Below are 23,106 nucleotides of genomic sequence, written 5' to 3' on the forward strand. Positions count from 1 at the left end.
GCCGTAATGATAATCACTATCACAAGAATTTACCTTTCTTTGCATCAGTTGACCGCGATAAACATTTAAGGTGTCGGCATGTTTGTTCCATTTCTCATTATGTTACGTGAAGGGCTCGAAGCCGCCCTTATCGTGAGCCTCATCGCCAGTTATCTGAAGCGAACCCAGCGCGGACGCTGGATTGGCGTCATGTGGATCGGTGTTTTCCTTGCCGCGGCGCTCTGCCTGGGCTTAGGTGTCCTCATCAACGAAACCACCGGCGAGTTTCCTCAGAAAGAGCAGGAGCTGTTTGAAGGCGTCGTCGCCGTGATTGCGGTGGTGATCCTCACCTGGATGGTGTTCTGGATGCGTAAAGTCTCGCGCAACGTGAAGGTGCAGCTGGAGCAGGCGGTGGATAACGCGCTGCAAAAGGGCAATAACCACGGCTGGGCGCTCATTATGATGGTCTTTTTCGCCGTCGCGCGTGAAGGCCTGGAGTCTGTTTTCTTCCTGCTGGCGGCGTTTCAGCAGGATGTGGGGATCTGGCCGCCGCTGGGGGCCATGCTTGGCCTCGCCACGGCCGTGGTGCTCGGTTTCCTGCTCTACTGGGGCGGTATCCGCCTGAACCTGGGCGCCTTCTTCAGGTGGACCAGCCTGTTTATTCTGCTGGTGGCGGCAGGGCTGGCGGCAGGGGCGATTCGCGCCTTCCATGAAGCGGGCCTGTGGAACCACTTCCAGGACGTGGCGTTCGATCTCAGCAACGTTCTCTCCACCCATTCTCTGACCGGCACCCTGCTCGAAGGTATCTTCGGCTATCAGGAAACGCCGAGCGTCAGCGAAGTGGCGATGTACTTTATCTATCTGGTTCCGGTGCTGGTGCTGTTCGCAATGCCGCCGCGTACCGGCACGCAGGCGTCACGCGTTGCGCCGTAATCTTTGATTTAGTTACAACATACTTATAAAGGGAAGAGTCATGGCAATTCAGTTCCGTCGTAGTGCGTTATGCGCAGGCATTGCCGCGCTGTTCGCTTCTGCATTTTCCGCCTGGGGCGCGGATGTTCCACAGGTTAAAGTCACCGTCAACGACAAGCAGTGTGAGCCGATGACCCTCACGGTCAACAGCGGCAAAACCCAGTTCATTATTCAGAACCACAGCCAGAAGGCGCTGGAGTGGGAGATCCTTAAAGGCGTTCTGGTGGTGGAGGAGCGTGAAAATATCGCTCCTGGCTTCAGCCAGAAGATGACCGCCAACCTGCAGCCGGGCGAGTATGAGATGACCTGCGGCCTGCTGACCAATCCTAAAGGCAAGCTTATCGTCAAAGGTGAAGCGACGGCCGATGCGGCGAAAGGCGCTGCGGTGCTGAGCCTGGGTGACGCCATTACCGCGTATAAAGCGTACGTCACGAAAGAGACGGCGGATCTGGCAGCGGCAACCAAAGCCTTTACCGATGCGGTGAAGGCCGGTGACATCGAAAAAGCGAAATCTCTCTATGCGCCAACCCGTCAGCACTACGAGCGTATCGAGCCGATCGCCGAGCTGTTCTCTGACCTTGATGGCAGCATTGACGCCCGTGAAGATGATTTTGAGCAGAAAGCGGCCGATCCGAAATTCACCGGTTTCCACCGTCTGGAGAAAGCCCTGTTCGGCGATAATTCTGCCAAAGGGATGGAGAAGTATGCCGACCAGCTGAACAGCGACGTGCTGGAGCTGCAAAAGCGCATCAGCGAGCTGGCCTTCCCGCCGTCAAAAGTGGTGGGCGGTGCGGCCGGGCTGATTGAAGAAGTGGCCGCGAGCAAAATCAGCGGCGAAGAAGATCGCTACAGCCATACCGACCTGTGGGACTTCCAGGCCAACGTCGACGGCGCGCAGAAAATTGTTAACCTGCTGCGTCCTCAGCTGCAGAAAGAGAACGGCGAACTGCTGGGCAAGGTGGATGCCAACTTCAAAAAAGTCGACACCATCCTGGCGAAGTACCGCACCAAAGACGGGTTTGAGACCTACGACAAGCTGACCGATGCTGACCGCAACGCGCTGAAAGGTCCAATTACCGCCCTGGCGGAAGATCTCTCCCTGCTGCGTGGCGTACTGGGTCTGGACTAAGCACGATGAATAAGCATAACGAGAGCGACGTGGTTGAGCCTTCCCGTCGTCGGTTGTTAAAAGGGTTAGGGGCGCTGGGGGGCGCCCTTGCGCTGGCCGGCGGCTGTCCGGTAGCGCACGCGGCGAAACCGCAAAGCGCGCCCGGCACGCTGTCACCCAATGCCCGCATGGAGACGCAGCCGTTTTATGGCGAGCACCAGGCCGGTATCCTGACGCCGCAGCAGGCGTCGATGATGCTGGTGGCCTTTGATTCACTGGCCAGCGATAAAGCCGATCTGGAACGTCTGTTCCGCCTGCTGACGACGCGCATCGCGTTTCTTACCGCCGGTGGACCAGCGCCCGATACGCCGAACCCGCGTCTGCCGCCAATGGACTCAGGCATTCTTGGGCCATTCATCGCCCCGGATAACCTGACCATTACCGTTTCGCTGGGAGAGTCGCTGTTTGACGCGCGCTACGGGCTCGCAAAACAGAAGCCGAAAGCGCTGCAAAAAATGACCCGCTTCCCGAATGATTCCCTGGATGCCGCCCTTTGTCACGGCGACCTGCTTCTGCAGATCTGCGCCAATACCCAGGATACGGTGATCCACGCCCTGCGCGACATTATCAAGCACACGCCGGATCTGCTGAGCGTGCGCTGGAAGCGGGAAGGGTTTATCTCTGACCACGCCGCGCGCAGCAAGGGAAAAGAGACCCCGGTGAACCTGCTGGGCTTCAAGGACGGCACGGCCAACCCGGACAGCCACGATAGCGCGCTCATGAAGGAGGTGGTGTGGGTCACTGCCGACCAGAATGAACCGGCATGGGCGGTGGGCGGCAGCTATCAGGCGGTGCGGATTATTCAGTTCCACGTGGAGTTCTGGGACCGTACGCCGCTAAAAGAGCAGCAGACGATCTTCGGTCGCGATAAGCAAAGCGGGGCACCGCTCGGCATGAAGAACGAGCATGACGTGCCCGACTACGCCCGCGATCCGAATGGCGACGTGATTGCGCTGGACAGCCATATTCGTCTGGCCAATCCGCGCACCAAAGAGACGCAGTCGAGCCTGATGATGCGTCGGGGATACAGCTACTCGCTCGGCGTCACCAATTCCGGTCAGCTCGATATGGGGCTGCTGTTCGTCTGCTATCAGCACGATCTGGAAAAGGGCTTCCTCACCGTGCAGAAGCGGCTCAACGGCGAAGCGCTGGAAGAGTATATTAAACCCATCGGCGGCGGCTATTTCTTTGCCCTGCCGGGCGTGCGCGACAGCAACGCCTATCTCGCTCAGGGTCTTATTGAAGCCTGATAATTGTCCCTGCGACGATTCGCAGGGACATTATTTTTTCATATGACTATCTTACTGTTATATTTCTGTAATATTTCTATATGAGACTGATTTCAACTGTAGGGACAGTCTTAAAAGTTGCATTCAGGTAAAATAAATGTTGCATTTATGATAACTCCTGATGTACTTAAGATAAGACAGCGGTAGTTCCCGGCAGTGATGCTGAATCACTATGGAGATCGCGAATGGTTGCGTCCTGTACTGGACAAGGTAAACATAACAACCGCAGCACCCGGCGCGGAGGCTCAGACTCCGGCAGCGATTTCCTCACCACTAAATTTTCCCCCCTCCCTAAAGAATCTGATTCGACCGACGTGCAGAACGGTGCGCGTAGCTGTTCCGTATCGTCATCCGATAGTGCAAGCAATGGCTTACAAGGAAGCCAACCCTCTGATGTTCGTGCGCATAATCGTGCCGACGCTGGCGCGTGTGATGAATACCAACAACTCAAGGTGCTATCCATGGGAAGACAAAAAGCAGTGATCAAAGCTCGTCGCGAAGCAAAACGTGTGCTGAGACGGGATTCACGTAGCCATAAACAGCGTGAAGAAGAATCGGTCACCTCGCTTGTGCAGATGAGTGGCGTAGAAGCAATTGGCATGGCCCGTGACAGCCGTGATAATTCTCCAATTGTGGCGCGCAATGAGGCTCAGGCGCACTACCTGAATGCTATCGAGAGTAAACAGCTCATCTTTGCAACCGGTGAAGCCGGATGCGGGAAAACCTGGATTAGCGCAGCCAAAGCGGCGGAAGCGCTGATCCATAAGGACGTGGAGAGAATCATTGTTACCCGTCCGGTACTGCAGGCTGATGAAGATCTCGGCTTCTTGCCCGGTGATATTTCGGAGAAGTTTGCCCCGTACTTCAGGCCCGTCTATGACGTGCTGGTGAAGCGGCTGGGTGCATCCTTTATGCAGTACTGCCTGCGGCCAGAGATTGGCAAGGTGGAAATCGCGCCGTTCGCCTATATGCGCGGACGTACATTTGAAAATGCGGTCGTCATTCTTGATGAGGCTCAGAACGTGACCGCTGCGCAAATGAAGATGTTTTTAACGCGCCTCGGGGAGAACGTGACGGTTATCGTTAACGGCGATATTACCCAGTGTGACCTGCCGTCCGGCGTGAAATCCGGACTGAGCGACGCCATGTCACGTTTTGAGGAAGATGAGATGATTGGGGTGGTACGCTTCACCAAAGATGACTGCGTGCGCTCGGCGCTCTGCCAGCGCACGCTACAAGCGTATTACTGAGTTTGCTGTTGCGTTCAAGGCCCGGGAAACCGGGCTTTGTTTTTTGTGCGGGCATGTCGTCGGGTGGCGCTGCGCTTACCCGACCTACAATACCCGTAGGCCTGGTAAGCGCAGCGCCACCAGGCATAAAGAGCGCAGGGAGTCTCAAGGTTCGAATCCCCAGGTGCGATCCAAAAGAAAAAAGCCCGTACTTTCGTACGAGCTCTCATCTTAAATATGGCGGTGAGGGGGGGATTGACTCGCTTCGCTCGCCCTGCGGGCAGCCTGTTCGCTTCGCTCTCAGTCTGTCCAACTGGCTGTCGCCAGTTGTCGAACCCCGGTCGGGGATTCTCATCCCCCCAGAGGTGTGCAACATGCAAAAAAAAAGCCCGCATTTTTATGCGAGCTCTTCTTTAAATATGGCGGTGAGGGGGGGATTGACTCGCTTCGCTCGCCCTGCGGGCAGCCTGTTCGCTTCGCTCTCAGTCTGTCCAACTGGCTGTCGCCAGTTGTCGAACCCCGGTCGGGGATTCTCATCCCCCCAGAGGTGTGCAACATGCAAAAAAAAAGCCCGCATTTTTATGCGAGCTCTTCTTTAAATATGGCGGTGAGGGGGGGATTCGAACCCCCGATACGTTGCCGTATACACACTTTCCAGGCGTGCTCCTTCAGCCACTCGGACACCTCACCATATTGTTTTGCTGCCTGACCGCTTGGGGGGCAACGGGGCGCTACTATAGGGAGTTGCGCTGACACGGTCAAGCAGATTTTCAGGTTTAGTGCCTGTTCGGTTAAGCAATAATCAGCTCCACGGTTTTTACGCCGCGGAGCCGGGGATTAACGCTGTGAATCGAGCACTTCGCTGTTTTTAACCACTTCCTGTGCTTTGCTATAGCTTTCGATCAGCAACTGATATGCCGGGAAGATATGGGTGTATACCTCAGCCCACTCCGCTGCATCTTCACGGTTCCATGTACGTTGGATCTCAGAGGCCACCGCCGCCGTATCCATCGGGACCACGCCCGCCTGTACAACGCGCGCCAGCGTGATCTCCTGCGCCATTTTGCTGTAGGTGCCGGAGGCATCAATCACCGCAAACACTTTATATCCGTCCGCAACCGCGCTGATCGACGGGAAGGCCATGCAGACGCTGGTGATGGTGCCCGCAATGATCAACGTCTTACGCCCGGTGGCTTTTACCGCCGCTACGAACTCCGGGTTATCCCAGGCGTTGATTTCGCCTTTGCGGGCAACATATTGCGCATGCGGCGCGTTGGCGTGGATCTCAGGGATAAGCGGTCCGTTTGGTCCCTGCGGGACGGACGCGGTGGTGATCACCGGGATCTTCGCCAGTGTTGCGATTTTTGCCAGCGCTGCTGCACGGGCACGCAGTTCCGGCATGGGCATATCCCCAACGGTCTGGAACAGACCGCTCTGGTGATCGATAAGCAACATCACCGCATCGTTTACATCGATGGCCGGACGGGTTCCGTTAAAATTCGCAGGTGCAGACATCTTCTTCTCCTTTATTACGTTCAGATCTGGCCGAAGCGGCCGGAATTGAAATCACGAATGGCTTCGTTGATTTCGGCTTTACTGTTCATCACAAACGGGCCATAGCCCACGATCGGTTCATTCAGCGGCTCGCCGGCCATCAGCAGCACTTTTGCGTCGCTGTTCGCTTCCAGGTGCAGTTTGTCGCCTTCCTGACTTAACACGACCAGCTGGGCTTCACCCGCCTGAGCGGTACCGTTTACCGTGATGCTGCCTTCAAGCACGACCAGCGCCGTGCTCCAGCCTTCAGGCTGGTTGAGCGCCAGATGGCTTCCCTGGTTCAGCGCGATATCCCAGACGTTGAGCGGCGAGAAGGTGTGCGCCGGGCCGGTCACCGTGTCGTAGCGACCGGCAATAACCCGCAGCGTTCCACCGCCGTCAGGCAGCGTCACCACCGGGATGTCGGCTTTCGTGATGCTCTGGTAGCCCGGTGCGGCCATCTTGTCTTTCGCCGGCAGGTTGATCCAAAGCTGCATCATTTTCAGTTCTCCGCCCTTCTGCGAGAACGCGCTGGAGTGGAACTCCTCGTGCAAAATGCCTGCGCCTGCGGTCATCCACTGCACATCGCCGGGGCCAATGACGCCGCCTTTCCCCGTGGAGTCGCGATGCTCCACTTCACCGGCATAGACGATAGTGACCGTCTCAAAACCCCGGTGAGGGTGTTGACCCACGCCGCGTTTCGCACCGTCTGCCGGAAAGGTGTACGGGCCCGCGTAGTCCAGCAGCAGGAACGGGCTGAGCGGCTCGCCGTGCGTCTGATAAGAGAACATTGAACGGACCGGGAAACCGTCGCCCACCCAGTGCTGACGAGGAGCGGTATAAACGCCAGTGATGTTTTTCATGATTAACTCCTGATGTTCTGTTGATGTAATTAGCTTATATTCAGGGTTAATGTCCCGGTAGATAGTGAAAATGGCATTCACTGTTCTGAAAATAGAACGATGAGGATTTATGCAGGATCTCAATGACTTCGTCTGGTTTGTGAAGGTTGTGGACTACGGTGGCTTTGCGGCGGCGGGAAGAGCGCTTGATTTACCGAAGTCCAGGCTAAGCCGCCGGATTGCTCAGCTGGAAGAGCGGCTTGGCGTACGGTTGATACAGCGCACTACGCGGCAGTTTACGGTGACGGAAGTGGGGCATACTTTCTATCAGCACTGTAAGGCAATGCTGATAGAAGCAGAAGCGGCAGAGGAGGCCGTTGCTGCGCTGCAGGCTGAGCCGCGCGGCGTCGTCAGGATCACCTGTCCCGTCACGCTACTGCACGTCCACGTGGGACCGATGCTGGCGCGGTTTATGGCGCGCTACCCCGGGATTAATCTCCAGCTGGAGGCCACCAATCGTCGGGTCGATCTTGTTGGCGAAGGTATTGATGTGGCTATCCGCGTGCGTCCGCGTCCTTTTGATGACAGCGACCTGGTGTTAAGGGTGCTGGCTGACAGGGGGCATTGCCTGGTGGCGAGTCCGCAGTTGATTGAACGTATGGGTAAACCGCTAATGCCTTCCGAGCTCAGTGAATGGCCGGGATTAAGTATGGGTGCCGGTAAACAGGTGCATAAATGGGACCTCAGCGGTCCAGAGGGGGCGAAAGCGGAGATCCACTACGCACCGCGCTTTATTACCACCGACATGCTGGCTCTGCGGGAAGCGGCGATGGCGGGCGTGGGCGTTGTGCAGTTGCCGATATTAATGGTAAAGGATCAGCTTGCGTCAGGGGAACTGGTACGGGTGCTGGACGCGTGGGAACCCCGACGGGAAGTGATTCACGCGGTTTATCCTTCGCGGCGCGGCATGCTGCCGTCGGTCAGGAAGCTGGTGGATTTTCTGACCGAAGAGTATGCGAAGATGGTGGAGGAGTAGCTTTTCGTAGGTCGGGTAAGCGCAGCGCCACCCGACATAAAGAGCGCAGGGAGTTTCAAGGTTCGAATCCCCCCTTTCGGAGATATAAAAGAAAAAAGCCCGTACTTTCGTACGAGCTCTTCTTTAAATATGGCGGTGAGGGGGGGATTGACTCGCTTCGCTCGCCCTGCGGGCAGCCTGTTCGCTTCGCTCTCAGTCTGTCCAACTGGCTGTCGCCAGTTGTCGAACCCCGGTCGGGGATTCTCATCCCCCCTGCATGCGTGCAATATGCGAAAAAAAAGCCCGCATTTTCATGCGAGCTCTTCTTTAAATATGGCGGTGAGGGGGGGATTGACTCGCTTCGCTCGCCCTGCGGGCAGCCTGTTCGCGACGCTCACAGTCTGTCCAACTGGCTGTCGCCAGTTGTCGAACCCCGGTCGGGGATTCTCATCCCCCCTGCATGCGTGCAATATGCGAAAAAAAAGCCCGCATTTTCATGCGAGCTCTTCTTTAAATATGGCGGTGAGGGGGGAATTGACTCGCTTCGCTCGCCCTGCGGGCAGCCTGTTCGCGACGCTCACAGTCTGTCCAACTGGCTGTCGCCAGTTGTCGAACCCCGGTCGGGGATTCTCATCCCCCCTGCATGCGTGCAATATGCGAAAAAAAAGCCCGCATTTTCATACGAGCTCTTCTTTAAATATGGCGGTGAGGGGGGGATTCGAACCCCCGATACGTTGCCGTATACACACTTTCCAGGCGTGCTCCTTCAGCCACTCGGACACCTCACCATATTGTCATCCCGTTGTTGACGGGACGGGCGCTAATGTAAGGAAAAGCCGAACTGCCGTCAACTCACTTTTTCAGTAATTTAGCGCGTTTAGACAAACTTCAGGCAACATGATTCTTAAATGTGCTGAAAGCGTCTTTTTTATCAACAACACGGTCGTGCAATAAATTTGTTATGCTGACAACCTCGTTAAAAAACAAAGTAAATCAGCGCAATAAAAGGCAGGAATGACCATGGATATTCTCTTCTATCACCCTACATTTGATACCGCTTACTGGATTGACGCACTTTCGGCGGCGCTGCCCGGCGCACGCGTACGCGAGTGGAAGCGTGGCGATAATGAACATGCTGACTATGCGCTGGTCTGGCATCCGCCGGTAGAAATGCTCCAGGGCCGTAAGCTGAAAGCCGTTTTTGCCCTTGGGGCGGGCGTGGATTCCATTCTGAGCAAACTGAAGGCACACCCTGAAATGCTGCCAGAAAATATCCCGCTATTCCGTCTCGAAGATACCGGAATGGGCCAGCAGATGCAGGAATATGCCGTCAGCCAGGTGCTGCACTGGTTCCGCCGCTTTGATGACTATCAGGCATTCAAACAGCAGGCCCGCTGGGAGCCGCTGCCGGATTACCGTCGCGAAGACTTTACCATCGGCATTCTCGGTGCGGGCGTGCTGGGCTCAAAGGTGGCTGAAGCGCTCGCCCCGTGGGGCTTTCCGCTGCGCTGCTGGAGCCGCAGCCGCAAACATTATCCGGGCGTAGAGAGTTTTGCCGGCACGGATGAACTCCCGGCCTTTCTGAACGGCACGCGCGTGCTCATCAACCTGCTGCCCAATACGGCGGAAACGGTTGGGATCATTAATGAAGCGTTGCTCAACCAGTTAGCCGATGAGAGCTACCTGATGAACCTGGCGCGCGGGGTGCATCTGGTCGAGTCCGATCTGCTGAAGGCGCTGGACAGCGGAAAGCTAAAAGGCGCCATGCTGGATGTCTATAGCCGTGAGCCGCTGCCCGCGGAAAGCCCGCTGTGGGCACATCCGCGCGTGGCGATGACCCCGCACGTGGCCGCCGTGACGCGTCCGGCAGAAGCGGTGGCGTACATATCCCATACCATCAGTGAAATGGAAAAGGGTAACGCGGTCACCGGCCAGGTCGACAGACAGCGCGGCTACTGAGAGAAACCCGGCGTTCGCCGGGTTTTTGCTAATATTCGCCGCTGATAACTGCTATCCTTTGGAAAAACCGCAGAGGAGAGAGAGATGTATCCCGTTGACCTGCATATGCACACCGTCGCCAGCACCCACGCGTATAGCAACCTCCATGATTATATCGCCCAGGCGAAGCTTAAGGGGATTAAGCTGTTCGCGATTACCGATCATGGCCCGGACATGGCGGATGCGCCGCACTACTGGCATTTTGTGAATATGCGGATCTGGCCACGTCTTGTGGACGGCATTGGGATACTGCGCGGCATTGAGGCGAACATCAAAAATACCGACGGTGAGATCGACTGCACCGGCCCGATGCTGACGTCTCTGGACCTTATCCTCGCCGGTTTCCATGAGCCGGTTTTCCCACCTCAGGATAAAGAGACCAACACCGCGGCGATGATTGCCACCATTGCCAGCGGCAATGTGCACATTATCAGCCACCCCGGCAACCCGAGGTACCCGATTGATATTCAGGCTGTCGCGCAGGCGGCAGCGAAGCACCGCGTGGCGCTGGAGATTAATAACTCCTCCTTTGTTCACTCGCGTAAGGGCAGTGAAGCCAACTGTCGCGCCGTGGCGGCCGCCGTGCGTGATGCGGGCGGCATGGTGGCGCTGGGTTCGGATTCCCATACCGCCTTCACGCTGGGCGATTTCAGCGAGTGCCTGAAAGTGCTGAATGACGTTAACTTCCCGGAAGCGCAAATCCTGAACGTGACCCCACGCCGCATGCTCGATTTCCTTGAGTCGCGCGGCATGGAGCCGATTGCCGAATTTGCCGATCTTTAATTGTGTAATGGAATAAAAAAATGAATGAGTTTTCCATCCTTTGCCGCGTGCTGGGTACGCTCTATTATCGCCAGCCGCAAGACCCGCTGTTAGTTCCGCTCTTTACGTTAATTCGTGAAGGTAAGCTGGCGCAGAACTGGCCGCTGGAACAGGATGATTTACTGGAACGTCTGCAAAAAAGCTGCGATATGCAGCAGATCTCGACGGATTATAATGCGCTGTTCGTTGGCGATGAGTGCCGCGTTTCGCCATACCGTTCAGCCTGGCAGGAAGGGGCAACGGAAGCAGAAGTCCGTGCTTTCCTCTCCACGCGCGGTATGCCGCTGAGCGATACGCCAGCCGATCATATCGGTACGCTGCTGCTTGCTGCCTCCTGGCTCGAAGACAACGCCGGGGATGATGAGAACGAAGCTATCGAAACGCTGTTCGAAACGTACCTGCTGCCGTGGGTCGGCACATTCCTGGGTAAAGTCGAAGCGCATGCTACCTCGCCGTTCTGGAGAACGCTGGCACCGCTGACCCGCGACGCGATCGCGGCGATGTGGGATGAGCTGGAAGAAGAGAATGAAGAGTGATTTAGATCACATAGTTTCTGCAACTCGGCATTTCAATTTGCACATAATGTGCTTCTGATCGCATTTCTATGGTGCGCTTCTGCTAAGATGCGCGCCATGAACATATTACTTTGTATCGCAATAACGACGGGCATTCTCTCCGGACTTTGGGGATGGGTAGCCGTGTCTCTCGGATTGCTCAGCTGGGCCGGGTTCCTCGGCTGTACCGCCTATTTCGCCTGCCCGCAGGGGGGCATAAAAGGGCTCTTTATCTCTGGCTGCACGCTGATGAGCGGGGTTATCTGGGCGCTGGTGATCGTAAAAGGCAGCGCGCTGGCGCCGCATCTGGAGATACTGGGGTACGTCATGACGGGCGTTGTTGCTTTCCTGATGTGCGTTCAGGCTAAGCATCTGCTGCTTTCGTTTGTGCCGGGAACCTTTATGGGGGCGTGCGCGACCTTTGCAGGGCAGGGAGACTGGAAGCTGGTGGTGCCTTCCCTGGCGCTGGGGTTGCTGTTTGGCTATGCGATGAAAAACAGCGGTCTTTGGCTGGCGTCGCGACGGGAAAAAGCGCAAAACATCACGGCGGTGAGCGAATAAAAAAAGGCGAGATAATCATCTCGCCTTTTTTATTCGCTTCCTGTCAGGATTCCGGAGGGACTGACATATCGCGGTATTTCACCAGTATCGGGTTCTGCACGTCTGCTTTGTTTTGCAGATCCCACAGCCCGCGGTCTATACCGTCGTTGATTAAGTAGATCACGCCGGTTTCAATGGCTGACATCAGACACATCATGACCGGCTCGTTAGAGGTGTAGCCGATTTCACCTTCCAGCAAACGCTGGTAGTCGATGAAGCGGAATACCCCAGCCTGAACTTCATAGGACAGAATGGTTTTGCTGGTGTTCACCGAAGAGAGCACTTCGCCTGTACTGACGTTAACCACACGCAGGTTAACGGCGATTTGGTCGAGCTGATACTGGGTATCCGCACCGATACCGAAGTAACGTGCTCCCGCACCACCCGATTTAACGTTACTTTCGTAGCCAATAATCGATCCTTCAATCATCACGTTCGCTGCCGCCAGAGATTCCAGTGGCGTGCGGTTATTGGCCGCGACGGTGCCATTTTCCTGTGCGGCACGAATGATTTTCCGTTCATTCAACAGGTTTTGTAGCCCCTGACGTTCCAGCGGAATAAACCAGTGCGAATCCTTGAGTGCGGTAACCAGCATCGCGGTGGCGCTTTGCGGCACGGCCGTGGAGAAGTTACTTGCCGGGTAAGGTTTGAATTGCCCGGTTTCATCCTGAATATTGTATACGGAGACAAATATTTTCCCCGTTGGAGCAGGTAAATGCGTTAAATCACGATAACTCTGGGCCCGAGGCATTAATGTAGGTTTTGCAGCTTCTTTAGGTGGAGCAGTTAAACAACCGCTCAATAAGCACACTGCAACAAATATCAGGAAGCGCTGCATGATCGTTGTCCTTATTTAGCTATTGTTTAAAAGTCAGTTGAATTACTTTGAAGACCGGAAACCTGAATGGTGGATATTCTTCCGGTTTTACGATCGGTCACGTTCAGCTGAAGCTGTCCATCGGTGTTGGCGATATCAACGATAAAATCGTTGGTCACCATCCGGCCGGGTTTACCGGTATTAATATTGGTCAATAACCCGCCTAAAATCTGCGACTGGATAGCCTGAGTGAAGTTGTCCAGGGCGGATGGGGTATCAATGCTAAAATCCTTTAAGCTCGGATCCTTATAGGAGTTTTGCGCCTGGGCTTCGTTCAGCAGGAACGCGCCGTTGTTAGGGTTACCGCCAAAGTTAGGGTTACGGAACTGAAACGTCAAATTTCCGGCCCAGCTTATGGGTGTTATCAGCATTATCGAAACAACTGCATATGCAATACGCATGACAGCCTCCGCATATCGGTTCGCTAGAACTCGTCTTTTGCTAAATCGCCGGTGCTTAATAGGGCTTTATCTATTTGCAGGCGATTAATAGCGTCTTCTGATTGTGCCAGTGCTATGGCTACGTTTTTATCGAAGTCCATTTTTGTGGGGAATAAAAACGTTTGATAAATAACGGACTGATTTGCCGTTATTGTTATCCAACTTCCCCATCGTGCACTGGGCCGCTCGTTGATTGTTATATTTCCGGTAAAGGTACTGTCCCATTTGTCACTGAAGGCCCGGTAAAAACTGTGCCCGACCGATGAGACAGTGTGGTCTGTTAACAATCCGGGAACTTCGACCTCGACGGCCTTCAGATTCCCTGCAGCGAGCAGGAAACTCGCTGCGGCGATCCAACTCAACGTGCGTTTCATGTGATTAACGCCTGAGGTTATCGTTAGCCCACGAAACCGCCTGAGTTCGGTTTTTCACAGCTATCTTTTTGAAAAGATTATAAAGGTGCGTCTTTACCGTATTTTCGCTGATAAATAACGAACGGGCGATTTCAATATTTGAAGCACCAATGCGTAACTTATTCAGGATCTCTTTCTCACGGTGCGTGAGCAGTGCTGACTCTGAGCTGTTATAGCGATAATTTCCGGAGTGCGTGATGAGGTAGCTTGCAAGCTTTTGCGAAAAATAACACTCTCCGCGCAATATACCTTGCAGGCCCTCAACCACCCGGTCTTCTTCTTCCGTGACGTAGAACACGCCATTGATATGCGGCCAGCTTTCAATATCTCTGAAGGGATATTCGTCAGGTGTGTTCAACAATAGCACGCGGATATTATTGTTTTTCCTGCTTAAAATATCCTGCCAGTAATGGATAAGCTTTTTATCAGCTTCCATCATATCGAAAAGAATGATGCTGCCAGGTGCAATATCATCAAAAGAACGTTGAATATTATGCAATTTCCCGTTCAGTGATAAAGATTGCTTTAAATGTTGTAATAACGCTGTCGCTTGCAAAGAAGGTTTTGTGATCAACAGTAATGTATGACCATGTAAACTATGGACTTCATTATACATGATGAAACCCCACTTTTTTAGGCACCTGGCAGCTGTCCTCCTGTTTATTAGAGGACACCAGAAGTACTGACAGATGTTGCACTGCTGTGTGTAGAATCAGACCATAACCTCCACAGGGAGGTAAATATAAAACCAATTTCGTACATCTAATTTCAATCTAGCTTTTACGAAGTTTAAAGCAAGTGTTAAACATGTAACTGAATGTAAAAATTAATATTAATTTGTTAAATTGGGTTGTTTGTAATGGCAACAATTGATGCGAAAGTTGTACACCTAAATAGAGGTGCACAGATTTTAAAAATCATACAAATATTTTTAATGAACTGATTTTTAATGTTATTTGTTATTTTTTTAAAGCGATATTTAAGTATGAGTTTCAGATAATTTCTAAACCCACGAATGAGCGACTTTCTGGCTTAAGAAAAGAGGCTCCGTGTCACGCGATGAGAAAAATGTTCTCCTGCCGTTACGTTTAAACAACCCGGGAGGAAGCGTGGACAGCCCTCGCCTCGTTGTACAACCCTCTCGCAACACACCTTTAATAAAAAATATAAGCTGGCCTGATTAAAGTGGTTTTTGATGTAAATTACGACTTTGTGATGAGCCGATAAATAAAAATAAGCCGCGCGGGTGAGATATTTAAAATGTTTCAGCGGACATACTCTTCACCGTAACGACGCGTTAACACAATACGAGTCGTTTAAAAATGGAGTGATTAAATAGCCAGGTCCAGGGTGACAACATGAAAAACGCATCGTTAATTATGATGTTTACATTATTGGGTGCGCCTGGATTTGTAGCCGCAGCGAATTCAGATTTGGCAAATTCTGAATATAACTTTGCGGTTAACGAATTAAGTCTTTCATCACTAAATCAGGCAGCCATTATTGGTCAACAGGGTGTTTTCAATGACGCTCAGGTTCGCCAGGAAGGTTCAAAACTCTTGTCCATTATTTCCCAGGATGGGGCAGGTAACAGAGCGAAAGTTGATCAATCAGGGGGTTACAATATTGCCTGGATCGATCAAAGCGGCAACGCGAATGATGCAGGTATTACGCAAGATGGATACGGTAATAGCGCGAAAATTATCCAGAAAGGGTCGGGTAATAGAGCAAATATTACGCAGTACGGTACGCAGAAAACCGCAGTTGTAGTGCAGAAACAGTCGCAAATGGCGATTAACGTTATTCAACATTAGCGCCTTCGCGACGACTTTAATCAATCCGATGGGGGTTTACCATGAAATTTCTCAAAGTGGCAGCGCTTGCAGCAATCGTAGTTTCTGGTAGTGCTATGGCGGGTTCTATTAATCAGGGCGGCTGGGGTCATGGACATGGTCATGGCGGATATAGTGGCCCAAATTCAACCCTGAATATTTATCAGGACGGTGGCGGTAACTCCGCGGTTGCTCTGCAGACAGACGCCAGAAATTCTGTACTGAATATTTCCCAGAAAGGTGGCGGTAACGGCGCTGACGTTGGTCAGGGTTCTGATGACAGTAAAATCAACCTGAGCCAGAAAGGATTTGGCAACAGTGCAACACTTGATCAGTGGAACAGTAAAAAATCCGTCATGAACGTTAGCCAGTCCGGCGGCTTTAACGGTGCCCTCGTAGACCAGACTGCTTCTAACTCTACTGTTAACGTTACCCAAATCGGCTTTGGTAACCACGCGACAGCTCATCAGTACTGATACTGAAATCTGTGCTACAAAAAAACAGGGCTGATGCCCTGTTTTTTTTCGGGAGTTCATCATGAATACCTTAATTCTACTCGCCGCGCTTTCCAGCCAGATAACCTTCAAAACGTCGCAGCAGGAAAATATGACCACCATTATCCCGCAGGTCACTCTGGCGCAGCCGTGTGATTGTCAGGTTCAGATTGTTTCTCTGCGAGAAGGACAGGGGGGACAAAGTTCGTCCCGGCAGCAAAATACCCTTTTTATACCCGCTAATCAGACGATTGATTTAATGCGCCTCAGTTTAAATATAAGCGCGGGAGACACGGTAAAAATCGTTGTCACCGTTTCAGATGGAAAATCGCTTCATTTATCAAAACAGTGGTCGCCACCGGGAAGTTCGATCTAAATATTCATGAAATCAATATATTGCGAATATGGCGGGTCTTCGCCGTTGAGCTATGCTGATATCAGGGACCAGGTCATTATGTTCCTTAACGTGAGACTTCGTTTGTCATAATGAAGTGCGTTTACCCCTCAAGGACGATTTTCATTGAGGAGTACCTATAATGAACTACTCTTTCGCTCGACTCGTGACGGGTCTGGGCCTGATCGCTGCTGTTTTTAGCCTTCCGGTTTATTCGGCCACCGTTGTGAATGGTGGCATCATTCATTTTCGCGGTGCCATTGTCGCAGACCCCTGCGAAGTCACTCCCCAGAAGCAACATTTTGCAATGTCATGTCCAAATAATAACCGTATGCAAACGCGTATGGTCAGCTATGAAGAGGCGCTTAACGGGAAAGTGAGCGACTCAAGCCTGGCGACGCTCAATATGAAATACCTTAATCCTGAAAAAACGCTCGCGGTTATCGAAATCCAGTATCGCTAGAGCGCGCTCGTGCGCCCTGCGGTGGATGAGGATTTTTTCTGATAGTTTTTTCTCCCGGTCTCCTCTGCGATACACTTAAGATAAAGGCGGGTTGCAGAGGGGCTTTATGAAACCGCAAATTGAAGTTATTCATGGTGATATTACGACCATGCATGTCGACGTCATCGTCAATGCGGCTAATCCCTCCCTGATGGGGGGAGGGGGTGTAGACGGGGCTATCCACCGGGCGGCCGGACCGCAGCTGCTGGAAGCCTGCAAAACCGTGCGGCAACAGCAGGGTGAATGTCCTCCCGGCCATGCGGTGATTACGCTTGCGGGCGATCTGCCTGCCAGAGCGGTGATCCACGCCGTAGGGCCCGTCTGGCACGGTGGCGATCGGCATGAGGCGAGCATTCTGGAAGAGGCTTACCGGAACTGTCTGCGGCTGGCTGCCGACAACGGCTATAAAACAATGGCGTTCCCGGCCATCAGCACCGGCGTGTATGGCTATCCTAAGGCGGCCGCCGCGACGATCGCTGTCGACACCGTTTACCGCTATCTGTCGCTTAAACCGATGCCTGAGAAGGTTATCTTTGTCTGTTTCGACCAAGAAACCACCCACCTTTATCAACGATTGCTGACCCAGCGCGGGCAGGAACTGGACACCTGAAACAAACGCGGCGCACTTGGTGCGCCGCGTTTGTTTATGAGGCTTTTGCCTGCGGTTTTCCTGAAAAGAGGAAACGCAGGAGCGGGATCCGAAGATGGATTTCGTAGAGTACGATCGCCACCCCTACAACAAACACCAGACCGGTAAAGAAGCCCAGCGTGTTGGAGGCGATATGCGGGGTGATGTAAGCCCCGAAGAAAAGCGTTAACGGGTGATGCACCAGATAAATAAACAGTGATGCATTGACGAAGTAGGTCACGCGGCTGGACTTAAAGTTCAGCAGGCGGTGGCCGAGCGCGAATACCACGTTCACCATCCACAAACCCAGCAGCATAGTGATCACGCTTTCCGTTTCGTACATCCAGGCATCGCCGCTGCCGTAGCGCTGATTCAGAAGATAGGCCGCGAACGCGATGCTTGCCCCCAGCGCGCACCACGGTGAGGGGGTGACAAACAGCGATTTAAGCTTCGGATAAATAAAGGCCAGCGCGCCGATTAAAAAGAACGGAATGTAGAACAGGGACTGCATCACCACAAAATTAAATAACCCGTCGCTCAAAATCGGCGGGTAGACGATAAGCAGCGTTCGGCGCACGGCGGCATAGGCAATACCCAACAGCAAGAAGAGCACTGACAGTTTGCCCATCGTAACGTTGGCGAAGAAGGTGTCGGCTTTTGTACTCAGATGGCGGCGCAGGCGGCTGAAAATCAACATACTCACCGTGGTGAGCACCACCAGGACCAGCAGGAACCACAGGTGAGACACCAGCTCCCAGACCAGCGTATTGTACTTTTCATACAGCGACAGATTCGGCCAGTTCTCCGCCTTGCCCTTCACGTACTGCAACATAACGAACTGGGGCAGCGTCAGCAGTGGAATTGCGGTCAGCATGGGGATCCCCACGCGCTCTACGCGCACTTTCCACCAGCGCTTGAGCGGGTATCGCAGAAACAGCATGTAAGAGAAATAGCCGGATATGACGAAAAACACCTGCATACGGAAGGCGTGAATAAAGTCATTAAACAGCGTCAGCCACCAGGAGGGCATCTGGCTATTCACGTGCCAGGTGTGGCTGGAGTAAATCAGTGAAATGTGAAAGGGGATCCCCAATAGCATCAGCCAGGCCCGGATCGAGTCGAGGAAATATTCACGTTCTGTTGGTGTTGTGCTCATATAACGTTGTGCATTCTCAGACTTTTCGTCTTATCCCTAAGACTCATAATGGTTACATTCGAAGGCAACCCTACACCAAGACCGACACCCTGTCTCCAGGATAAGCACGCAAAGTGAATAGCGGGTTCTTTCATTTGCTTAATCCCTGAGCCAGCAGCTGAACAAAGCAGTGATAATGTTGTCGGATTGCCTGAGTTTCCATTAAAATGGATCGGATCGATATAAGCACACAAAGGGGGAAGTGCTTACTTATTATGAAACATAAACCACAGATGATGAAAATGCGTTGGTTGGGTGCTGCAGTGGTGTTATCACTGTATACCTCATCGGCACTGGCCTTTAACATCGACGATGTCGCAAAACAGGCAAAATCGATGGCAGGCAAGAGCTACGAAGCGCCGAAAAGTAACTTGCCCTCCGTTTTCCGCGACATGAAGTATGCGGACTATCAGCAGATCCAGTTCAATCACGATAAAGCGTACTGGAGCAATATTAAAACCCCGTTCAAGCTTGAATTTTATCATCAGGGTATGTACTTCGACACGCCTGTTGCCATCAATGAAGTGACGGCAACCGCGGTACGTAAGATTAAATACAGCCCGGATTACTTCAATTTTGGCAATGTGCAACACGACAAAGATACGGTGAAAGACCTGGGCTTCGCAGGCTTTAAGGTGCTTTACCCGATCAACAGCAAAGATAAAAACGACGAAATCGTCAGCATGCTGGGCGCCAGCTATTTCCGCGTTATCGGCGCGGGGCAGGTGTACGGGCTTTCTGCGCGTGGTCTGGCTATTGATACCGCGCTGCCATCAGGTGAAGAGTTCCCACGTTTCCGTGAGTTCTGGATTGAACGTCCAAAACCAACGGATAAGCGTCTGACCATTTATGCGCTGCTGGATTCCCCACGTGCGACCGGTGCCTATCGCTTTGTGATTATGCCGGGGCGTGACACGGTGGTTGACGTGCAGTCTAAGGTTTACCTGCGTGATAAAGTGGGCAAACTGGGCGTTGCGCCGCTGACCAGTATGTTCCTGTTTGGGCCGAACCAGCCGTCACCGGCGACCAACTTCCGCCCGGAACTGCATGACTCCAACGGTCTGTCTATTCATGCCGGTAACGGTGAGTGGATCTGGCGTCCGCTGAACAACCCGAAACATCTGGCGGTGAGCAGCTTCGCAATGGAAAACCCGCAAGGTTTTGGCCTGCTGCAGCGTGGTCGTCAGTTCTCCCGCTTTGAAGATTTGGACGATCGCTATGACCAGCGTCCAAGCGCCTGGGTCACGCCAAACGGTGACTGGGGTAAAGGTAAGGTCGAGCTGGTAGAAATTCCAACCAACGACGAAACCAACGATAACATCGTCGCTTACTGGACGCCGGATCAGCTTCCGGAAGCCGGTAAAGAGATGAACTTCAAGTACACCATTACCTTCAGCCGCGACGAAGATAAGCTGCATGCGCCGGATAACGCGTATGTGATGCAGACTCGCCGCTCAACGGGTGACGTTAAGCAGTCTAATCTTATCCGTCAGCCTGACGGTACCGTGGCGTTTGTCGTGGACTTCACAGGCCAGGATATGAAAAAACTGTCACCGGACACTGCCGTTGCCGCTCAGGCCAGCATCGGTGATAACGGTGAAATCGTTGAGAATACCGTGCGTTACAACCCGGTAACCAAAGGCTGGCGTCTGACCCTGCGCGTGAAAGTGAAAGATCCGAAACAGACCACTGAAATGCGTGCAGCGCTGGTCAGTAACGATCAGCCACTGAGTGAAACCTGGAGCTATCAGCTACCTGCCAATGAATAATACATCTGAATATATTGATGCCATGCCGCTGACGGATATCGAAAAAGCGGCACTGCCTAAGAGCGACATCCGCGCGGTTCACACCGCGCTGGATGGTGAACATCGTCAGTATTCCCGTGATGATGATACGCCGCTGGGGTCAGTAAAGGCACGTCTGGAGCAGGCCTGGCCGGACTCGCTGGCAGAAGGGCAGTTGATTAAAGACGACGAAGGACGCGATCAGCTTCAGGCGATGCCGAAGGCCACGCGTTCCTCTATGTTCCCCGACCCATGGCGCACCAACCCGGTAGGCCGCTTCTGGGATCGCCTGCGCGGGCGTGATGTGACGCCGCGCTATCTGTCGCGCCTGACGAAAGAAGAGCAGGCGTCCGAACAGAAATGGCGTACCGTGGGGACCATCCGTCGCTACATCCTGCTGCTGCTGACGCTGGCGCAGACGGTCGTCGCGACCTGGTATATGAAAACCATCCTGCCTTATCAGGGCTGGGCGTTCATCAACCCGACGGACATGATGGGCCAGGATCTCTGGGTCTCCTTCATGCAGCTGCTGCCGTATATCCTGCAGAGCGGCATCCTTCTGCTGTTCGCGGTTCTCTTCTGCTGGGTCTCGGCCGGTTTCTGGACCGCGCTGATGGGCTTCCTGCAGCTGCTGATGGGGCGTGACAAATACAGCATTTCGGCGTCAACGGTCGGGGATGAACCCCTCAATCCTGAGCACCGTACCGCGCTGATTATGCCTATCTGTAACGAAGACGTTGACCGCGTATTTGCGGGCCTGCGTGCGACCTGGGAGTCCGTGAAGGCGACCGGCAACGCGGAGCATTTCGACGTTTATATCCTGAGCGACAGCTACAACCCGGATATCTGCGTGGCGGAACAGAAAGCGTGGATGGAGCTGATTGCAGAAGTGCAGGGCGAAGGGCAGATCTTTTACCGTCGCCGCCGCCGTCGCGTGAAGCGTAAAAGCGGTAACATCGATGACTTCTGCCGTCGCTGGGGTAACCAGTACAGCTATATGGTGGTGCTTGATGCTGACTCCGTCATGAGCGGTGACTGCCTGAGCGGTCTGGTGCGTCTGATGGAAGCCAACCCGAACGCGGGTATTATTCAGTCTTCGCCAAAAGCATCCGGTATGGACACCCTTTACGCGCGCTGCCAGCAGTTCGCCACCCGTGTTTACGGGCCGCTGTTTACGGCGGGTCTGCACTTCTGGCAGCTGGGTGAGTCGCACTACTGGGGCCACAACGCCATTATCCGCGTGAAGCCGTTCATTGAACACTGTGCGCTAGCGCCGCTGCCGGGCGAGGGTTCGTTTGCCGGTTCTATTCTGTCGCATGACTTCGTAGAAGCGGCGCTGATGCGTCGTGCTGGCTGGGGCGTCTGGATTGCCTACGACCTGCCGGGATCGTACGAAGAGCTGCCGCCGAACCTGCTGGACGAGCTAAAGCGTGACCGCCGCTGGTGTCATGGTAACCTGATGAACTTCCGCCTGTTCCTGGTTAAAGGGATGCACCCGGTACACCGCGCGGTGTTCCTGACGGGCGTGATGTCTTATCTCTCCGCACCACTGTGGTTTATGTTCCTCGCGCTTTCCACTGCGCTGCAGGTCGTCCATGCCCTGACGGAGCCGCAATACTTCCTGCAACCACGCCAGCTGTTCCCGGTGTGGCCGCAGTGGCGTCCGGAGCTGGCGATTGCGCTGTTTGCCTCCACCATGGTGCTGCTGTTCCTGCCTAAGCTGCTCAGCATCATCCTGATCTGGTGCAAAGGCTCGAAAGAGTACGGCGGTTTCTTCCGCGTGACCCTTTCGCTGCTGCTGGAAGTGCTGTTCTCCGTGCTGCTGGCACCGGTACGTATGCTGTTCCACACCGTGTTTGTGGTCAGTGCGTTCCTGGGCTGGGAAGTGGTCTGGAACTCACCGCAGCGTGATGACGACTCCACGCCGTGGGGTGAAGCCTTTATGCGCCACGGTTCTCAGCTGCTGCTGGGTCTGGTGTGGGCGGCTGGGATGGCGTGGCTGGATCTGCGCTTCCTGTTCTGGCTGGCGCCGATTGTCTTCTCTCTGATCCTGTCGCCGTTTGTGTCCGTGATTTCCAGCCGTTCAACGGTGGGCCTGCGAACCAAACGCTGGAAACTGTTCCTGATCCCGGAAGAGTATTCCCCGCCGCAGGTTCTGGTGGATACCGATCGTTACCTGGAGCAGAACCGCAGTCGCTCGCTGGATGATGGCTTCATGCACGCCGTGTTTAACCCGTCATTTAACGCCCTGGCGACGGCAATGGCGACCGCGCGTCACCGTGCCAGCCAGGTGCTGGAGATTGCCCGCGATCGTCACGTTGAGCAGGCGCTTAACGAGACCCCGGAAAAACTCAACCGTGACCGTCGTCTGGTCCTGTTGAGCGACCCGGTGACGATGGCGCGTCTTCACTACCGCGTGTGGTCCGCTCCGGAGAGATATTCTTCGTGGGTAAACTACTATAAAGAACTGAAACTGAACCCGCTGGCGTTGAAGGCGAAGTAAGTTGTTAAGTAGGGCGGGTAAGCGAAGCGCCTCCCGCCAG

Annotated in this window: 23 protein-coding genes, 2 tRNA genes and 5 other RNA genes; 16 read left to right on the plus strand and 14 right to left on the minus strand. The window is 53.8% G+C overall.

What is annotated here, in order from left to right; all coding sequences use genetic code 11:
* The first annotated feature begins 78 nt into the window (after positions 1–78).
* The 4 genes from efeU to phoH all read left to right on the plus strand — a co-directional run bounded on the left by efeU (position 79) and on the right by phoH (position 4,658).
* On the plus strand, positions 79–912 hold the full coding sequence (gene efeU / locus V1587_RS10465; RefSeq protein ID WP_371898341.1) for an iron uptake transporter permease EfeU: 834 nt from the start codon (positions 79–81) through the stop codon (positions 910–912).
* 40 nt (positions 913–952) lie between these two features.
* A complete protein-coding gene (efeO, locus tag V1587_RS10470) occupies positions 953–2,080 on the plus strand; it encodes an iron uptake system protein EfeO (RefSeq protein WP_371898339.1) in 1,128 nt (375 codons plus the stop codon).
* Between the two features lie 5 nt (positions 2,081–2,085).
* Positions 2,086–3,369 carry an iron uptake transporter deferrochelatase/peroxidase subunit gene (gene efeB, locus V1587_RS10475; RefSeq protein WP_371898338.1) on the plus strand — a complete coding sequence of 428 codons (1,284 nt, stop codon included), beginning with the start codon at positions 2,086–2,088 and terminating at the stop codon, positions 3,367–3,369.
* 500 nt (positions 3,370–3,869) lie between these two features.
* A complete protein-coding gene (gene phoH, locus V1587_RS10480) occupies positions 3,870–4,658 on the plus strand; it encodes a phosphate starvation-inducible protein PhoH (protein WP_008503509.1) in 789 nt (262 codons plus the stop codon).
* A gap of 217 nt (positions 4,659–4,875) precedes the next feature.
* On the opposite strand, the gene V1587_RS10485 is transcribed toward phoH, so the two are convergent.
* From V1587_RS10485 to V1587_RS10505, 5 genes are all read right to left on the minus strand, one after another.
* Positions 4,876–5,013, minus strand: a non-coding RNA gene (locus V1587_RS10485) — RtT sRNA.
* Positions 5,014–5,057: 44 nt separating this feature from the next.
* Positions 5,058–5,195: non-coding RNA, RtT sRNA (locus V1587_RS10490), on the minus strand.
* Between the two features lie 44 nt (positions 5,196–5,239).
* Positions 5,240–5,327: transfer RNA gene (locus V1587_RS10495), tRNA-Ser, on the minus strand.
* A gap of 147 nt (positions 5,328–5,474) precedes the next feature.
* Positions 5,475–6,152 carry an isochorismatase family protein gene (locus V1587_RS10500; RefSeq protein WP_045908298.1) on the minus strand — a complete coding sequence of 226 codons (678 nt, stop codon included), beginning with the start codon at positions 6,150–6,152 and terminating at the stop codon, positions 5,475–5,477.
* 20 nt (positions 6,153–6,172) lie between these two features.
* Positions 6,173–7,033, minus strand: coding sequence for a pirin family protein (locus V1587_RS10505; protein ID WP_395314582.1), 861 nt, complete (start codon positions 7,031–7,033; stop codon positions 6,173–6,175).
* 109 nt (positions 7,034–7,142) lie between these two features.
* On the opposite strand from V1587_RS10505, the gene V1587_RS10510 reads away from it, so the two are divergent.
* The gene (locus tag V1587_RS10510) at positions 7,143–8,048 is read left to right on the plus strand and encodes a LysR family transcriptional regulator (RefSeq protein ID WP_395314583.1); all 906 of its coding nucleotides are present in this window, start codon (positions 7,143–7,145) and stop codon (positions 8,046–8,048) included.
* 130 nt (positions 8,049–8,178) lie between these two features.
* On the opposite strand, the gene V1587_RS10515 is transcribed toward V1587_RS10510, so the two are convergent.
* The 4 genes from V1587_RS10515 to V1587_RS10530 form a co-directional block, all read right to left on the minus strand.
* Positions 8,179–8,315, minus strand: a non-coding RNA gene (locus tag V1587_RS10515) — RtT sRNA.
* Between the two features lie 46 nt (positions 8,316–8,361).
* Positions 8,362–8,498, minus strand: a non-coding RNA gene (locus V1587_RS10520) — RtT sRNA.
* A 46-nt stretch (positions 8,499–8,544) separates the two neighbouring features.
* Positions 8,545–8,681, minus strand: a non-coding RNA gene (locus tag V1587_RS10525) — RtT sRNA.
* Positions 8,682–8,727: 46 nt separating this feature from the next.
* Positions 8,728–8,815: transfer RNA gene (locus V1587_RS10530), tRNA-Ser, on the minus strand.
* 232 nt (positions 8,816–9,047) lie between these two features.
* Between V1587_RS10530 and ghrA the strand changes: the two genes are divergently transcribed.
* The 4 genes from ghrA to V1587_RS10550 all read left to right on the plus strand — a co-directional run bounded on the left by ghrA (position 9,048) and on the right by V1587_RS10550 (position 11,962).
* The gene (gene ghrA, locus V1587_RS10535) at positions 9,048–9,986 is read left to right on the plus strand and encodes a glyoxylate/hydroxypyruvate reductase GhrA (RefSeq protein WP_371899891.1); all 939 of its coding nucleotides are present in this window, start codon (positions 9,048–9,050) and stop codon (positions 9,984–9,986) included.
* A gap of 84 nt (positions 9,987–10,070) precedes the next feature.
* Positions 10,071–10,808, plus strand: a complete 738-nt coding sequence (locus tag V1587_RS10540; protein WP_248227612.1) for a phosphatase — start codon at positions 10,071–10,073, stop codon at positions 10,806–10,808.
* 20 nt (positions 10,809–10,828) lie between these two features.
* Positions 10,829–11,383, plus strand: coding sequence for a molecular chaperone (locus V1587_RS10545; protein WP_371899890.1), 555 nt, complete (start codon positions 10,829–10,831; stop codon positions 11,381–11,383).
* Positions 11,384–11,479: 96 nt separating this feature from the next.
* Positions 11,480–11,962, plus strand: coding sequence for a DUF1097 domain-containing protein (locus V1587_RS10550; protein ID WP_371899889.1), 483 nt, complete (start codon positions 11,480–11,482; stop codon positions 11,960–11,962).
* 43 nt (positions 11,963–12,005) lie between these two features.
* On the opposite strand, the gene csgG is transcribed toward V1587_RS10550, so the two are convergent.
* The 4 genes from csgG to csgD are packed head-to-tail and all read right to left on the minus strand — an operon-like array spanning position 12,006 to position 14,347.
* Positions 12,006–12,839, minus strand: coding sequence for a curli production assembly/transport protein CsgG (csgG, locus tag V1587_RS10555; RefSeq protein WP_024908984.1), 834 nt, complete (start codon positions 12,837–12,839; stop codon positions 12,006–12,008).
* Between the two features lie 26 nt (positions 12,840–12,865).
* Positions 12,866–13,279, minus strand: a complete 414-nt coding sequence (gene csgF / locus V1587_RS10560) for a curli production assembly/transport protein CsgF (protein WP_371899888.1) — start codon at positions 13,277–13,279, stop codon at positions 12,866–12,868.
* A gap of 23 nt (positions 13,280–13,302) precedes the next feature.
* A complete protein-coding gene (csgE, locus tag V1587_RS10565) occupies positions 13,303–13,692 on the minus strand; it encodes a curli production assembly/transport protein CsgE (RefSeq protein WP_371899887.1) in 390 nt (129 codons plus the stop codon).
* A gap of 4 nt (positions 13,693–13,696) precedes the next feature.
* Positions 13,697–14,347 (minus strand): biofilm master transcriptional regulator CsgD, encoded by a 651-nt coding sequence (gene csgD, locus V1587_RS10570; protein WP_021240790.1) that lies wholly within the window; start codon positions 14,345–14,347, stop codon positions 13,697–13,699.
* A 742-nt stretch (positions 14,348–15,089) separates the two neighbouring features.
* Between csgD and csgB the strand changes: the two genes are divergently transcribed.
* The 5 genes from csgB to ymdB all read left to right on the plus strand — a co-directional run bounded on the left by csgB (position 15,090) and on the right by ymdB (position 17,563).
* A complete protein-coding gene (csgB, locus tag V1587_RS10575; protein ID WP_371899886.1) occupies positions 15,090–15,545 on the plus strand; it encodes a curli minor subunit CsgB in 456 nt (151 codons plus the stop codon).
* A 41-nt stretch (positions 15,546–15,586) separates the two neighbouring features.
* Positions 15,587–16,039, plus strand: a complete 453-nt coding sequence (gene csgA / locus V1587_RS10580; protein ID WP_023311110.1) for a curli major subunit CsgA — start codon at positions 15,587–15,589, stop codon at positions 16,037–16,039.
* 61 nt (positions 16,040–16,100) lie between these two features.
* Positions 16,101–16,433 carry a curli assembly chaperone CsgC gene (gene csgC / locus V1587_RS10585; RefSeq protein ID WP_371899885.1) on the plus strand — a complete coding sequence of 111 codons (333 nt, stop codon included), beginning with the start codon at positions 16,101–16,103 and terminating at the stop codon, positions 16,431–16,433.
* 160 nt (positions 16,434–16,593) lie between these two features.
* The gene (locus V1587_RS10590; protein ID WP_371899884.1) at positions 16,594–16,914 is read left to right on the plus strand and encodes a type 1 fimbrial protein; all 321 of its coding nucleotides are present in this window, start codon (positions 16,594–16,596) and stop codon (positions 16,912–16,914) included.
* A 106-nt stretch (positions 16,915–17,020) separates the two neighbouring features.
* Positions 17,021–17,563 (plus strand): O-acetyl-ADP-ribose deacetylase, encoded by a 543-nt coding sequence (gene ymdB / locus V1587_RS10595; protein WP_371899883.1) that lies wholly within the window; start codon positions 17,021–17,023, stop codon positions 17,561–17,563.
* 34 nt (positions 17,564–17,597) lie between these two features.
* On the opposite strand, the gene mdoC is transcribed toward ymdB, so the two are convergent.
* Entirely contained in the window at positions 17,598–18,737 is a 1,140-nt protein-coding gene (mdoC, locus tag V1587_RS10600; RefSeq protein WP_371899882.1) for a glucans biosynthesis protein MdoC, read from the minus strand.
* A 254-nt stretch (positions 18,738–18,991) separates the two neighbouring features.
* On the opposite strand from mdoC, the gene mdoG reads away from it, so the two are divergent.
* Together mdoG and mdoH are read left to right on the plus strand one after the other, a co-directional pair.
* On the plus strand, positions 18,992–20,545 hold the full coding sequence (gene mdoG, locus V1587_RS10605) for a glucans biosynthesis protein MdoG (RefSeq protein WP_021240787.1): 1,554 nt from the start codon (positions 18,992–18,994) through the stop codon (positions 20,543–20,545).
* The gene (gene mdoH / locus V1587_RS10610) at positions 20,538–23,066 is read left to right on the plus strand and encodes a glucans biosynthesis glucosyltransferase MdoH (RefSeq protein ID WP_371899881.1); all 2,529 of its coding nucleotides are present in this window, start codon (positions 20,538–20,540) and stop codon (positions 23,064–23,066) included. Before mdoG ends, mdoH begins: the two co-directional genes overlap by 8 nt.
* The last annotated feature ends 40 nt before the right edge of the window (positions 23,067–23,106 follow it).

This window comes from Enterobacter sp. ECC-249, assembly GCF_043965265.1.
GTDB lineage: Bacteria > Pseudomonadota > Gammaproteobacteria > Enterobacterales > Enterobacteriaceae > Enterobacter > Enterobacter quasiroggenkampii.